This window comes from Pararhizobium sp. LjRoot238 (genome assembly GCF_964252955.1).
In the GTDB taxonomy this organism is placed as follows: domain Bacteria; phylum Pseudomonadota; class Alphaproteobacteria; order Rhizobiales; family Rhizobiaceae; genus Pararhizobium.
Map to the genome: position 1 here is coordinate 3,977,946 of NZ_CAXUPP020000001.1, position 13,230 is coordinate 3,991,175.

Genomic DNA, 13,230 nt, shown 5'->3' on the forward strand with positions numbered 1-13,230 from the left:
CGGCCATGCCTGATCCCCGCCCGCTGCGCATCATTCATTGCTTCAGGTCGCCGATCGGCGGCATTTTCCGCCATGTCCGCGATCTGGCCGAAGCACATGCCAAGCAGGGTCATGAAGTCGGCATCATCTGCGACAGCACCACAGGAGGCACCCACGAAGACGCTCTTTTCGACGAGATAAGGCCGTTTCTGGCGCTCGGTCTCGTCCGCCTGCCGATCCGCCGGTCCATCGGTCCGACGGATCTGACGGCACTCTGGGGCAGCTACAAGGAAATCAGAAGTTTGCAGCCGGATATCCTCCACGGTCATGGCGCCAAGGGCGGCGTCCTGGCGCGGATCATCGGCTCAGCCTTGCGGGTGAACAGGTATTGCGTTGCCCGCCTTTATTCGCCGCATGGCGGCAGCCTGCACTACAACAGCGGCACGTTTTCCGGCAAAGCCGTGTTTGTTCTCGAGCGCCTTCAGGAATATCTCACGGACGCGATCGTCTTCGTGTGCGATTTCGAGCGCACGACCTACGAGAAGAAGGTCGGAAAACCGCGCGCCCGCAGCGAACTGATCTACAACGGCGTCGACGATCGCGATTTCGAGACTGTCCATGCCCGGCCGGACGCCGTCGATTTCCTCTATATCGGCATGCTGCGCGATCTGAAGGGACCTGACCTCTTCGTCGATGCTTTCGCGCGGGCGGAGCGGATCATCGGCAAGCCGCTGTCGGCCATGATGATCGGCGACGGGCCGCAAAAGGCCGACTACGAGCAGATGATGCTGGAACGCGGTCTTGGCCGCCGCATCGAAATGCTGCCGGCGATGAAAGCACGCGATGCCTTCGCGTTCACCCGCAATGTCGTCGTGCCCTCGCGCGCCGAATCCATGCCCTATATCGTGCTTGAGGCGCTGGCCGCCCGCAAGCCGGTGATCGCCGCCCGGGTCGGCGGCATCCCGGAGGTGCTAGGCCCGGAGAGTTCCGCTCTTGCTGCCCCGAGCGACGCGCAGTCGCTCGCCGATGTCATGACGGTCGCGATGACCGAGCAGGACTGGGCGGCCAAGGTGATGCCGGATGCGGGAGCCTTCAAGGCGGCCTTCTCGACATCAACCATGGCCAACAGCGTCATGCGGCTCTATCGCCAGCTTGTTCCGGAATTGGCCGCCCGGCAGGACAGTGGGCACAACCGCTCGTAAGCGTTTCTTAGGGGCTTTCTGCTATCCCGAACGGATATGAACGGCCGAGCGGATATCATGAACCAGATTGACAAACCGGAAACCTTCGATACCGAAGCGCTGCGAAAGAAGATTTCCGAGATCCGGACCATTACGCCCGGCGAGAAACGCGGCGACGAGCCGAAGCCCGAACTCAATCCGCTCGCCCGCCGCATCGCCGCGCAGTTCCGCACCGACACCTATTCTCCGAACATGATCATCGGTCTGATGCGGCTGTTCGAATTCACCGCATTGTTCGCCATCGGCTATGCCATCCACATGGTCTATGTCGCGCCGAAGCTGGAAGACTGGCTCGGCTATTGCGGCATGATTGCCGGCGGCGCGGCCCTGACCGTCGCCTTCCTGCAATTGTGCGACGGCTATCAGGTTCCCCTGCTGCGTTCTTCCGCCCGCGCGTTGCCGCGGTTGATAGCATGCTGGACGCTGGCCTTCGCCTCCATGGCTCTGGCGCTGTTCCTGCTGAAGATCGGCGATACTTTCTCGCGGCTCTCGTTTGCCGGATGGTATGTTGCAGGCACGCTCTTCCTCGTTGCCGAACGCACCTTCATCGCCTATTCGATCCGCCGCTGGGCGCGCAACGGCACCATGGAGCGCCGGGCGGTCATCGTCGGCGGCGGCCAACCGGCCAAGGACCTGATCCGCTCGCTCGAACAGCAATCCGACAACGACATCCGCATCTGTGGCATCTTCGACGACCGTGACGAGCGCCGCTCGCCGGTGATCGTCGCCGGCTATCCGAAGCTCGGCACCGTCGCCGAACTGGTGGATTTCGCCCGCCTCACCCGCATCGACATGCTGATCATCGCTCTACCGCTGTCGGCGGAAAATCGCATCCTTGAACTGCTGAAGAAGCTCTGGATCCTGCCCGCCGATATCCGTCTTGCGGCCCACGCCAACAATCTCCGTTTCCGCCCGCGCAGCTATTCGCATGTCGGCCAGGTGCCGATGCTCGACATCTTCGACAAGCCGATCGCCGACTGGGATTCGGTTGCCAAGCGCATTTTCGACGTGTTCTTCAGCCTCGTTGCACTGGCCCTCCTCTGGCCGGTGTTTATCGGCGCGGCGATCGCGGTAAAGCTCAGTTCGCCCGGCCCGATCATCTTCAAGCAGAAGCGCCACGGCTTCAACAACGAGACGATCGAGGTCTACAAGTTCCGCTCCATGTACACCAACATGAGCGATCCGACGGCCCGCAATGCCGTCACGAAGGGCGACCCGCGCGTCACTCGGGTCGGGCGGTTCCTGCGCAAATCCTCAATCGACGAACTGCCGCAGATCTTCAACGTGCTCAAGGGCCAGCTCTCGCTTGTCGGCCCGAGACCCCACGCCGTGCTTGCCCAGACCGCCGACCGCACCTACTCGGATGTCGTCGAGGGCTACTTCGCCCGCCACCGCGTCAAGCCGGGCGTCACCGGCTGGGCGCAGATCAACGGCTGGCGCGGCGAGATCGACAATGACGACAAGATCAAGTTCCGCACCGCCTTCGATCTCTACTATATCGAAAACTGGTCGCTGTGGTTCGATCTGAAGATCCTGCTGCTGACGCCATACAAGCTTCTCAACACGGATAACGCTTATTGAGCACGCTCGGCGCCACGTCTGCCGCGGGCTTTCGTCCGCAGTTTGCCGCCGTGGCGATCGTCGGCTCGGCGATGGCTTCCTTCGGGGTCTTCCTGTCGGGTTTCGTCATTGCCGAACCTGCCCCTTACGAAGTCTTCATGGCGACGCTGATCGGCCTCTGGTTCCTTTTCGGGTTGAAAATCTCGCGCGCCGTCGCGCCGCTGCTTGCCCTGCTCATGCTGTTCATGACCGGCGGCATCCTGTCGCTGACCGTCATGAGCGACCTTGCGACGGCACCGATGTACATGGCCGTATCAGGCTTCCTGGCCCTCACGGCGGTCTTCTACGCGGCGATCATCGACGCCCGCCAGGAGCGCCTGAAACTGATCTTCGATGCCTGGGTTGCGGCCGGCGTCCTCACCTCCCTGCTCGGCATTCTCGGCTATTTCGGCGCGATACCGGGGGCTCAGAATTTTACGCTCTACGACCGCGCCAAGGGCGCCTTCCAGGATCCCAACGTCTTCGGCCCCTTCCTCGTCGCTCCATCCCTCTATCTCATCCACCGGCTGCTCACCGAGCGGATCACCACCGCGCCGGTCAAGGCCGTCGCCATCCTGATCATGGCGCTCGGCCTGTTCCTGTCCTTTTCGCGCGCGGCCTGGGCGCTCTATCTCTTCTGCGCCTGCGCCCTCGTCCTCATCATGCTACTCAAGGAACGCACCGGCGCCTTCCGTCTGAAAATCCTGGTGCTGGCGCTTGGCGGCGCGCTCTTGATGATCACAGCCCTTGTCGTCGCCCTGCAGATCCCGCAGGTCGCCGATCTCTTCTCCAACCGCACGCAGCTCGTCCAGGACTATGACGGCGGCCATCTCGGGCGTTTCGACCGCCACAAGATCGGCTTCCTGATGTCGATGGAAAAGCCGCTCGGTATCGGCCCGATGGTGTTCAGCACCATCTTTCCCGAGGATGAGCACAATATCTGGCTGAAGTGCCTCACCTCCTATGGCTGGCTTGGCTTTGTCAGCTATGTCACGCTGATCATCTGGACTGTGACCATGGGCTTTCGGTTCCTGCTGCTCGACCGGCCGTGGCAGCCCTATCTGATGATCGCCTGGCTCGTGCTGATCGGCCACGCGGCCATTGGCAACGTTATCGACATCGACCACTGGCGGCATGTCTACCTGCTTTTCGGCGTCATCTGGGGCTGTGGCGCGCTGGAGCATCGCCATCGGCGCACCCTGACACATCGCCATACGAGCGCGCCAACGCTGCGTTAACATCAACATTGTACATAGGCTACGGATCGGTTCCACATCGGGGCCGGCGGCGGATTGTCAGAATGAGCATCGACCCTCCTATCGCTGAAATTGGCGGCAGCCTGCGTATTCTTCAGGTGCTCGAGCCGAGCGGTGGCGGCTCCGGGCGCCATTTCCTCGACCTCTGCCGCGGCTTGAAAGCACGCGGCCATCACGTCGAAGCCGTCTATTCGCCGGTCCGGGCGGAGGATGCATTTATCCGCGAATTGAAATCCCTCGATCTGCCAGCCATTCACATCGTTGCGATGAAACGCGCTCCGGGCTGGTCCGACATTGCCGCCTTTCGCGCCCTTCGCGGCATCATCGGAAATGGCGGACCCTTCGACATCATCCATGGCCACAGCTCGAAGGCGGGCGCGCTGTCGCGCCCTCACCTGCCCGGCCGCCACATTCCGCGCGTCTACACGCCGCATGCCTTCCGCACCATGGACCCGGCGCTCGGCAAGGCGGGGCGTCTTATCTACGGCGCCATCGAACTGATCCTGGCGGGCCTCTTCACCGATCACCTGATCTGCGTTTCCGATGACGAATATGCTCATGCGCGGTCGCTCGGAATACCCGAGTGCAGATTGTCCGTCATCGTCAACGGCGTCGCGCCGCTGCCGCTCGACATGGCAAGGACGGTCCGCGCCAGCTTCGGCATCCCGGCCGAAACCTTCGTCTTCGGCTTCGTCGGCCGGCTGTCGCATCAAAAGGCGCCCGAACGGCTGATCGAGGCCTTCCGCAACGCTGCCGCGCGGCTGCCGGACGCACAGCTGATCATGGTCGGCTCGGGCGAACGGGAGCGTGAGGTGCGCAAGGCCATCGCCGAGAGCGGTCTGCAAAAGCGCGTTCGCCTGACCTCAGCCTTCACCGGCTCCCAGGCCATTCCCGCCTTCGACGCCCTCGTCATGTCGAGCCGCTACGAGGCGATGTCCTATGTGATGCTGGAAGCGGCAGCGGCCGGAAAGCCGATCATCTCGACCGATGTCGGCGGCGCATCGATGGCGATCGAAAGGGATAGAACCGGGTTGATTGTGCCGAACGATGGCGACACGGGCAAGCTGGCAAACGCGATGGTCGAAAGTGCCGATCCGGACCGGCACCGGGCGATGACGGCGGCGGCGCAGGAAAGAATGTCGGATTTTTCGATGGAGAAGATGATCGACAAGACCGAAGCGGTCTATCGGCGGCTTGCCGCAAGAGCTTAACGCGTTGCGCTAACCTTCGGCGCACCAGCCCCGTTTGCCGTCCGCCCTATGCCGGGCCAGGCCCTCGGCAATCAGCATGTCGCCGATCGACCGCCCCTCGCCCACCGTGACCCGCGCATCCCGGCCGGAAGCTCCGGCCTTGCCGCCGCCCGCCGCCGCGAGTTGCACCTCGCCGGCATTGAGGATTTCCCACAGCCGCCGTTTTGCCAGCGAGCCGAGCTTGCGCTCGTTGTCGCATTTCGCCTGTTTGATGCGCGGCGCCCGGATATCCGCGATCTGGATTTTTTGACGCCCGTACCAGAATGTGCCGCCATCGACGACGCAGTTTTCGAGCGTTTCCGTGCAGAAATAATAGGTTCCCGGCTTGCCGTCGCGGGATTTTCCCTCACCGGTGATCCGCGCTGGCGGTTCAAGGGCGGCCTGCTCGATCGGGCGCGCTCCGCGCGTTGGCATCGCCAAAGCCGTTCTCGCCTTGTCCGGCTGCTTTTCGGCGCGCCTATCAACCGGTCGCGCCTTGACGATCGACGCCGTATAGAAAGGTGCTGCCATCGGCGCGATCTCTGCCCGGTGATCATAGGCGACCGCCGCGCCGACCGTTAGGACACCGGCCAGATACCACGGCCACATGCCGCCCTTCGACTGCTTCCGGCCCGTCCGCCGCCTCTGGCTTTTTCTGCCCGCTGTCTTCGCCATCACCCGGCTCCCCGATTAACAACCGGCATTATCGGGGCAACGGGTTGCTGAAAACTTTAAGGACCGGAAAAATCGGCGCGGCGGCTGGGGATAGCGACAACAAACGCCAAGCTTTTTCTCACCGATTTCTTGCCTTTTCGAAAATCAGGGCTTGCGCCTCAAGTCCCGATTATATACGGCTCTTTTCGGTTCGGAGCGTAGCGCAGCCCGGTAGCGCACTTGACTGGGGGTCAAGGGGTCGTGGGTTCGAATCCCGCCGCTCCGACCATTTAAACCTTTCAAAGTAAAGGGTTTTTTAATTACCGGGAAACGTCGAAAACGGCAGAGTCGCGAAATTGGGTCCATTTTGGGTCCCATACAAGCGGTAGAGGGCAAATAACCGTAGAGGTCCGGTTTGGTTATGGCTCCAAAATGGACCCAGCCCGCGCGATGGATGACGATTCGGCCCAGATCTGGCATTCTTTGCCCCATGCCCGCGTCGAAACGAAAGCCCGCCGCCGATCCGGAGCGCAACTTGCGCGCCGAGCTCAACGGTTGCCGCGTAGTTCGCGGTTATATGGTCGTCGCGGATGGCCTGACAGAAACCGACGTTTCAATGGGCTAACTACGATGTTAGCCAATGCCGTTTCCCCGTATGTGCCCAATATAGGCTTACCGGCCGCGATGGTTGCGCGGGGGGTATTTTGGCTGGTCAACGTACTTGAGCCAAACGCCGATCTCAGACCCAGGAAAACACGTTCGCTCGATGGTGAGCGAGATAACTTTTATGCGCCTCGACCAGCGGTGAAAGCTTTGCCGTATTCGAGATACCCGCTGCCAGCAACTGGTTCGCCGGAAGCTTCGGGGAAACTACGATGGCGCCATTATCCTCGAAGCTGATCAGCCCTGCGTCGAACGCCGCGTCGTAGGCCGGCCCTAGCATGAAGCCATTCAGCACGTCTAGACGCTCCCGATTATCCGAGTCACGCCACGGTTTGATGTGAGAAGCCCGCAGAAGTTCCTCAATCTCCAAGCCGGATACAGCGCATTTGCCTGACCAATGTCGCATCAAGTCACGCCTCCAGCGTCCTTGTCCGATGCGTGCTTTTACGAGAGCGTCCCTTGTTGTCTCATCCGGCACGGTCAGCGTGAGAGCGTCAGCGACCAGTTGTTCAACGGGAGCCGCGAAGTCGAGCCGGTCGCATATAAGTTGACCGGCCTTTGGCGGAAGGGCGAACAGGTATCCCTGGACGCCTTTTTTCTTGCTGGTGATTGGCGAGTTGCGCTCGGCCAGAAGTGGGATCAGATCATCGACAAAAGTGTTGAGGCGGACTGCAGGATTGATCGCGCGGTAGACGACGTCAACCTTTCGCCCCTCGCCGTGCCAAGCGTCTTCAAACTCTACCGGCTGAGGCGCGTCGAAGGCACCGCTCGATGCAACGCCGATCGCGCCGATGGACTGTTTCGCATACGAGAAGATCACATCGCCGGGCCGCACCAAAATCATATTAGACCAGTGGTGAAAGACTACTCCATTGGCGCCGCTTTTCGGAGCCCAAAGATAACCACCGTCGCGTTCCTGTTTATGCGTTTGATTCTGCGATACCCACCAATAAGCCATTTCGCTGATTTTGCCCCTCTGCTTCCTATTACTGGATATCGCAATTTCATTGCCAGTGGGCAATGCTCGCCTAGTAAATTCTGGACAGCGGAGCGAATTTGCGTACCAGGACAGCCCAAACGTTCTTCCTAGCCTCGATTCGTCGGAAACAGTCGGCTTGGGATGCTAGGCTTAATCCGGCAATTTCATGGACTTGGCTGTAACGGGCGCCGTTAGATGTTTCAAACACTTAGCTGCCGATTGTAAAACTTGAAAGCCCCGTCATGACAGTCGCGAAGCTTCCTGGAGGTTGCTAACTTACGAGTGTGGTGTCGCTCTCGCCGTATGTTTTATATCGGGATAGATCGAACTCATCAAAAATTCCATCCAAGACAGTTCTGCCGAGCGAGGAATGCGAATACAGAGCTTTGACGAAGGTAGGAAGCGTATTGCTGCCGATTAGGTCAGCCTTGCCCCTTGTGGCCGCTTCAAATATCCGGCGCACGTGGGCTTCTGTCATGTATGAAACAAATGGGACGGCGCATTTATGCGCTAGAGAGTTCGCATCAACCCAGTTACCTGCGCCAGAATATAACTCTACCGCGCGGGTAACTACCTCAGGTGCCGGCTCAATATATACGCCAGGAGCCAATTCATCCGGCGTTAAAATAGCGGCTTTTTGAAGCGCAGCACTCCTCAATTTTGATATCCTCAAGGCGTTGCTTGTGAAATTTCCCACTTGAGGATCAGACAGCTTTAATAGCCACGAAGACACGGTGGACACCGAACCATCACCAAGATTGTGGCCGATATCAATGATTCTTACTGCCAAGAACGACCCCAGTGCCACGCAGTCGTCGTCAGATCTTTTCAGAAGCTTGTCAACGTTGATTTTCATCCGCGCGAGCGCTTCTGATCTGTGAATCTCTAGTAGCGCAAATATTGCCCTTATAGCCGCGCCTTGATGATAAAACTCATGCGCGGGGTTGGGCCACCCGAATAAAAGTTCATCAACTATTCCAACAATTAGCGGAGGCCTGGCATTCCCAAGGTCTGACGCTTTGAGACTCCGTGCCGCCTGACCATCGTCTTCCGGAAAATAGGGCGAGAGGATGAGCTCCTTGAGTCCTGCAATCGCTGCGCGCCCTTGCCTTGGAGGATGCTGGAGAACATAGATAAGAGTGTTCCGGATATGCAAGCGAGCCAATTCTGGCGAAGGGCTGTAATGCTGGCCCGTGGGCAGAACACTCGGGTGTGCGCATTTATTCCTGTCGTCGCGCAATCGTTTCAATTCTTCGAATTGATGGATGTCGAAGAAATCGAAATCAATGAAAAACAGGTCCAAGAGCCGCCGCTCAAACTCCAACAGATCCTTGAATGTGGCGGAATTCCCCCCCTTTAGCTGCTCGTAGTACCTGTCCAGTTTTTCGATTTCTACCTTTGCCTTTCCGTCGCCAGCGGACGCCAGTTGGCGCAACTTGTCTATCAAATCGAAACACATCGCGACATATGCGGACACAATGGCGGCTCGAAATGACCCCGCCTCATAACATCTGATCGCCTCCCCAATATTGTTCCGCGAACCTTCGTTCGACGCCCTTATTACCAATTCCTCAAAATTACTGATCACTACCGCACCCCCGACGCTGATCGGGCAAAAATACCTGCGACACCTTAATGCCGCGTATCAGCGAAGAGAAAACACCAGCGCCCGCAATCAAGCATTGTGCCGATGCCGGAGTACCCAAAAATCATCGTGTTAGGCGAGATGTGGGACAAATTTTCTGTCCCCGTGTAATCATTATTTCTTCAATACACGCTAGCTTGAGAAGCTAGGCATAATCGGGCGATTTCATATGCTTGCCTGTAAAACAGGTCAATGTCGGCCCTATATGCTTCAAACACTTAGGCGGCGAATGTAAAACTAAAATCGGCTGTTTTTGGCCAGATGGCGCCCAATGCCGGAGCAAGGCAATAGCTGAAACTCAATCACTTGCGGTTTTGTGAGGCATTTCGATAGGGTGGAATTTTGTTATGTCCTCTATCGAGGATGTCTCATCCCATAGACCGCCTAGCCGCACATTTCGAGGTCTTCATGAATTCAACAAAAGCATTTCTATCGGCGGTCGTTTCGGGCGATCCGTCCAAGTCTTTTGACGCCACCAAAAGAATATCGGACTACGTGGGCATAATCGTCCGCATGGTATTCAGCATGGTGATCACGGTGTACGCCGGGCGGCAGGTTCAATTTTCAACTGAGGAGTTGGAGAGCGTTCTGGGTGTCGCGCGCCTACTGACCTTCTGTTTTTTGAGCCTGCTGTCACTGCTGCTATTCCTTTCTTTCACTGCGACCACAAAAGCGGTACTCGCATCCATCTTCTTCGTCGCTCCGCCAAAGCCCGACTCTCACTGGATGCGCCGGGCTTTGTCTTTCCTGCTTTTTGTCGCAGCATCGCTTGTATCATTTGCCATCTTTATATCGATCGCATACCAAGTCCCGCTTCTCATTTCCCACGTTGCAAATATCAATCCCGCGATCACGGAAAACGGGCGATAAGTGTTCCATGCCGGTATGCGGAAAGTTAGAGTTTTCAACGCGCTGGCGATTTCTGGCAAGAATGCCGTCTTTACGAAGCCGCTCCTTGTGGCCGAGATCGAGTATCGCGCCTGGACTGAAGATGGGAAGCTGCGGCACCCGTCGTTCAAGGGTTCGCAAGATAACGCTACGATCTGTCAGATAGAGGGGTAGCACCTTCGCACTTGATGTCAGGGTGATGCTGACTACCGACCGAATATGGCAATTATCAACCCCGCCAATATTCCCCACCCGGTGATGACTGCAACCGCTATGAACGGAAACAACGCGACGACGACGATCGCGAACAGAATGCGCAAAATGAGGCTGCAGCGCTTTACAGGTTTCACATCAGGCGATGCGCCAGATTTACTCGCGTCAGAAGAATTGCCGTTCACTACGCTCGTCCCAACTGTTCCTTGAGCCTATTCAGTCCATGCTTCCTCGCTGAGTCAGGTTGCATCCTATCGTCGTTACAGCAAGCGTTCACTGCGGGAATGTTTCTCATTGTTTGGGGAGCAGCAATTCTTTCAGTTTTGCTTCTGCCGCAGGTTCGGCGGAGGGACTGTTTCAAAGCGCTACCACGTATCAGAGAACGAAATAGCCCTTCTGCAGGGTCACGGCATCATCGAGATGGATTGCGAAATCAGCCTTCTTGTCGCCATTCACGTCACCATAAACATAGGTGTCGGAACTCGTCTTTTCATATCGCAAATCGCCTGCCTTCCCGGTGAACAGCTTGGTACCTATGAAATTGAATGTCTGGTTCCCCGATAACACCGTGCTGGCATCAATTGCAGACAGGTCAATCCTGTCGACCCCGGTGAAATCGTAGATCGTGTCGCGGCCGGCGGTGGCGTAGGTGGACTCTGCTGTCGATCTGAAAATGAATGTATCGCTGCCCGTTTCCCCACGGAGATAGTCATGTCCTCGGCCTCCAGTAATCTTATCGGCTCCTGATCCGCCATTGAGGTAGTCATTACCGCCGTTTCCGATCAGCGTGTCGTTTCCGCCGAATAGCTTGACATAGTCGTTGCCGTTGCCGCCTCTGAAAATGTCATTCCCCTTCAGCGCATTGGCAATGACGGCTAGGTCATCGCTCGTGGAATAGGTTCTTGCCGCATTCACAATACTTGTCGCCGAGATGCTGACACCATCGACCGAGAAAAACTTCGTGCCATCACGGACAGCGGCATAGCTGTTCACGGTGCCGCTAATTGGCTCCCCGTAGGAGTTGTATTGGAAGTCTGCGCCACGAAACTCGTCGACGTCTCCGCCACCGTAGTTCGCACGAAAGATGGTGGATCCGTAGGTATAGGAGTAGGCGTAATAGATTGCACTGAAATCTAGCTGCCTGATGTCAAGTCCAAGATTGCTGTTTACCGAAATAGACGCGCCCATAAATTCCCCCAGCGTTATTAGTTAACCTATAAGTCCATTTCAGGTTGCAGGGCAATCGCTACCATTCGCGAGCCCGCGTAGCTGTAAGTGATCCGGGCAGGCACTACTGGCCGGTCTCAGCACCAAGGCATGCGCTGCCCTGTCCACGGGCGGGCAAGCCCCTCTTCGACAAGCACATCCCCCAGCGACAGGCCGCCGCGATAAACCGCCCTGAGCTTGCGCCCGTACTTGTCCTCGTCTCTCAGGCCGGCTTTCAAGCCAAAGGGACCTTCATTGAGCAGGGATAGGAGCCGGTATTTCGCCGCCTCTCCGAGCGCCAGTTCTTCCTGGCATTTCGGTTCGCTGATCTCGGGGGTGTCTATATCCGATATTCGATACTTCACGGCATCGAGCCAAAACGTATCGCCGTCGACAACGCAGGTGACGCGGGCGGATTCTCCGCACAGCGCGAAGGAAGCGCTGATCGTGTCCGTGGGCGGCATAGTGGCCCAGCCGTAGGCGCCTCCAAGGAGCACCGCTGCCATGGGTGTGACGAACAACAATGGCGACGAGCGTCGGCGATCGGCGTGGATATGCATGCCCTTCCCCCAGATTTGCGCCGCGATTGTATCCGATGACCTGCATTAGTAGAAGCTGCAGTACCCGTACCCCAAACGGAGTGAGTTTCGCGTTCGCAGTGCGCCTTTCGGGTAATCTTGACGCCCGCGTGCATTCTGCCACCCTGCAGCTATGGGGAGTGGGAAATTATGGCAATTATTATAGGCATACTCGGGATTTTGCAGATGCTCGGCGGGGTGCTTGCTTTCCTGGCAGCTCAGAGCGCCATCCATGAAATTCTTGGTGCTGTCGGCTTCGGGCTGGGAACGCTGTGCATGGGTCAGGCTGTGATCATCACGCGCCTGATAGCCCCGAAGGCATCCGAGCCGTTTATCAGGACCTCATCGAATAAGATCATTAACCCAAAGGACGAGCCGGCCGGTGGATTGGATACCAGTCGAATATCTCTGCCGTGAGGTGACGACGAGGGGTCGGGTTTGTCCGGCCTTTTGTGCTTGGGCTCGCAGAACCCCGTTTCCTACCTCGTTTTGGCGATACCCCTAATCCTTGACTGTCACGTGCGCTGTGAGACCATACGCCTTCTCGGTTGTGGTGCGTGGGGGGCAGCCATGAATCTTTCGACGGCAGAGCAGCTACTCGTCGAGCAGCGGGTGACGAATGAAGCGAAATCGACCGCCGTTGCGTACCTGCTATTGATCTTCTTGGGTGGCCTGGGAGCACACCGATTTTATATTGGTCGACCTGGAAGCGGCTTGGCCATGCTTGCCCTCTTCGTTTTTGGTTTTGCAACTGCGGGCCTCATCGTTGGGGGGCTGTTCATTCTCGTGCTGATTGTATGGTCGTTGGTCGATCTGTTTCTTATCCCAGGCATGATCCGCCAGCAGAAAGCAGAGGTGCGCGATAGCATCAGCAAGCAGATGTATGCCGAAAGCCTCCTCGCTGTAGAGCGTCTCGGGCGGGCTGGACGATGACACGACGCATTGAGATTTCGAGCTCGCAACTTTTGAACCCTACGGGGGTCCTTGGGGCGTGGATGTTCGTTTGCAGTCCCCTCGTGGACGCCGCGGTTTATTGGTGGTTCGTCAGGGAGTTGGCACGTGGCGAAAGCCTCTTTCTTCCGACGCTTGGCCTGATCATC

14 protein-coding genes and 1 tRNA gene are annotated in these 13,230 nt (G+C 57.9%); 10 read left to right on the plus strand and 5 right to left on the minus strand.

Translation table 11 applies throughout. The features are described 5' to 3' along the window. The first annotated feature begins 5 nt into the window (after positions 1–5). The 4 genes from ACSQ3F_RS19525 (at position 6) to ACSQ3F_RS19540 (ending at position 5,286) form a co-directional block, all read left to right on the plus strand. Positions 6–1,181 carry a glycosyltransferase family 4 protein gene (locus tag ACSQ3F_RS19525; RefSeq protein WP_436101724.1) on the plus strand — a complete coding sequence of 392 codons (1,176 nt, stop codon included), beginning with the start codon at positions 6–8 and terminating at the stop codon, positions 1,179–1,181. Positions 1,182–1,238: 57 nt separating this feature from the next. Continuing rightward, the gene (locus ACSQ3F_RS19530; protein ID WP_436101725.1) at positions 1,239–2,801 is read left to right on the plus strand and encodes an undecaprenyl-phosphate glucose phosphotransferase; all 1,563 of its coding nucleotides are present in this window, start codon (positions 1,239–1,241) and stop codon (positions 2,799–2,801) included. Then, positions 2,798–4,057 (plus strand): O-antigen ligase family protein, encoded by a 1,260-nt coding sequence (locus tag ACSQ3F_RS19535; RefSeq protein WP_436101726.1) that lies wholly within the window; start codon positions 2,798–2,800, stop codon positions 4,055–4,057. The genes ACSQ3F_RS19530 and ACSQ3F_RS19535 overlap by 4 nt, the downstream gene beginning before the upstream one ends. Positions 4,058–4,119: 62 nt before the next feature. Next, positions 4,120–5,286 carry a glycosyltransferase family 4 protein gene (locus tag ACSQ3F_RS19540; RefSeq protein ID WP_436101727.1) on the plus strand — a complete coding sequence of 389 codons (1,167 nt, stop codon included), beginning with the start codon at positions 4,120–4,122 and terminating at the stop codon, positions 5,284–5,286. A gap of 9 nt (positions 5,287–5,295) precedes the next feature. Here ACSQ3F_RS19540 and ACSQ3F_RS19545 read toward each other — a convergent pair whose 3' ends face one another. Then, positions 5,296–5,979, minus strand: a complete 684-nt coding sequence (locus ACSQ3F_RS19545) for a thermonuclease family protein (protein ID WP_436101728.1) — start codon at positions 5,977–5,979, stop codon at positions 5,296–5,298. A 191-nt stretch (positions 5,980–6,170) separates the two neighbouring features. Between ACSQ3F_RS19545 and ACSQ3F_RS19550 the strand changes: the two genes are divergently transcribed. Next, positions 6,171–6,247: transfer RNA gene (locus tag ACSQ3F_RS19550), tRNA-Pro, on the plus strand. Between the two features lie 450 nt (positions 6,248–6,697). Here ACSQ3F_RS19550 and ACSQ3F_RS19555 read toward each other — a convergent pair. Beyond that, positions 6,698–7,579 (minus strand): HNH endonuclease, encoded by an 882-nt coding sequence (locus tag ACSQ3F_RS19555; protein ID WP_436101729.1) that lies wholly within the window; start codon positions 7,577–7,579, stop codon positions 6,698–6,700. A gap of 292 nt (positions 7,580–7,871) precedes the next feature. Continuing rightward, entirely contained in the window at positions 7,872–9,188 is a 1,317-nt protein-coding gene (locus ACSQ3F_RS19560) for a hypothetical protein (protein ID WP_436101730.1), read from the minus strand. 465 nt (positions 9,189–9,653) lie between these two features. Between ACSQ3F_RS19560 and ACSQ3F_RS19565 the strand changes: the two genes are divergently transcribed. From ACSQ3F_RS19565 to ACSQ3F_RS19575, 3 genes are read left to right on the plus strand one after another with little or no spacing between them, the layout of a single operon-like run. Then, entirely contained in the window at positions 9,654–10,115 is a 462-nt protein-coding gene (locus ACSQ3F_RS19565; protein ID WP_436101731.1) for a hypothetical protein, read from the plus strand. A gap of 15 nt (positions 10,116–10,130) precedes the next feature. Then, complete coding sequence (locus tag ACSQ3F_RS19570; RefSeq protein ID WP_436102193.1) at positions 10,131–10,307, plus strand: hypothetical protein; 177 nt, start codon at positions 10,131–10,133, stop codon at positions 10,305–10,307. 45 nt (positions 10,308–10,352) lie between these two features. Beyond that, positions 10,353–10,556 carry a hypothetical protein gene (locus tag ACSQ3F_RS19575; RefSeq protein ID WP_436101732.1) on the plus strand — a complete coding sequence of 68 codons (204 nt, stop codon included), beginning with the start codon at positions 10,353–10,355 and terminating at the stop codon, positions 10,554–10,556. A 165-nt stretch (positions 10,557–10,721) separates the two neighbouring features. On the opposite strand, the gene ACSQ3F_RS19580 is transcribed toward ACSQ3F_RS19575, so the two are convergent. Together ACSQ3F_RS19580 and ACSQ3F_RS19585 are read right to left on the minus strand one after the other, a co-directional pair. Beyond that, a complete protein-coding gene (locus ACSQ3F_RS19580) occupies positions 10,722–11,534 on the minus strand; it encodes a calcium-binding protein (protein WP_436101733.1) in 813 nt (270 codons plus the stop codon). A gap of 116 nt (positions 11,535–11,650) precedes the next feature. Beyond that, positions 11,651–12,058, minus strand: a complete 408-nt coding sequence (locus tag ACSQ3F_RS19585; RefSeq protein WP_436102194.1) for a thermonuclease family protein — start codon at positions 12,056–12,058, stop codon at positions 11,651–11,653. Positions 12,059–12,280: 222 nt separating this feature from the next. On the opposite strand from ACSQ3F_RS19585, the gene ACSQ3F_RS19590 reads away from it, so the two are divergent. Next, complete coding sequence (locus tag ACSQ3F_RS19590; protein ID WP_436101734.1) at positions 12,281–12,547, plus strand: hypothetical protein; 267 nt, start codon at positions 12,281–12,283, stop codon at positions 12,545–12,547. Between the two features lie 153 nt (positions 12,548–12,700). Next, positions 12,701–13,063 carry an NINE protein gene (locus tag ACSQ3F_RS19595; RefSeq protein WP_436101735.1) on the plus strand — a complete coding sequence of 121 codons (363 nt, stop codon included), beginning with the start codon at positions 12,701–12,703 and terminating at the stop codon, positions 13,061–13,063. The last annotated feature ends 167 nt before the right edge of the window (positions 13,064–13,230 follow it).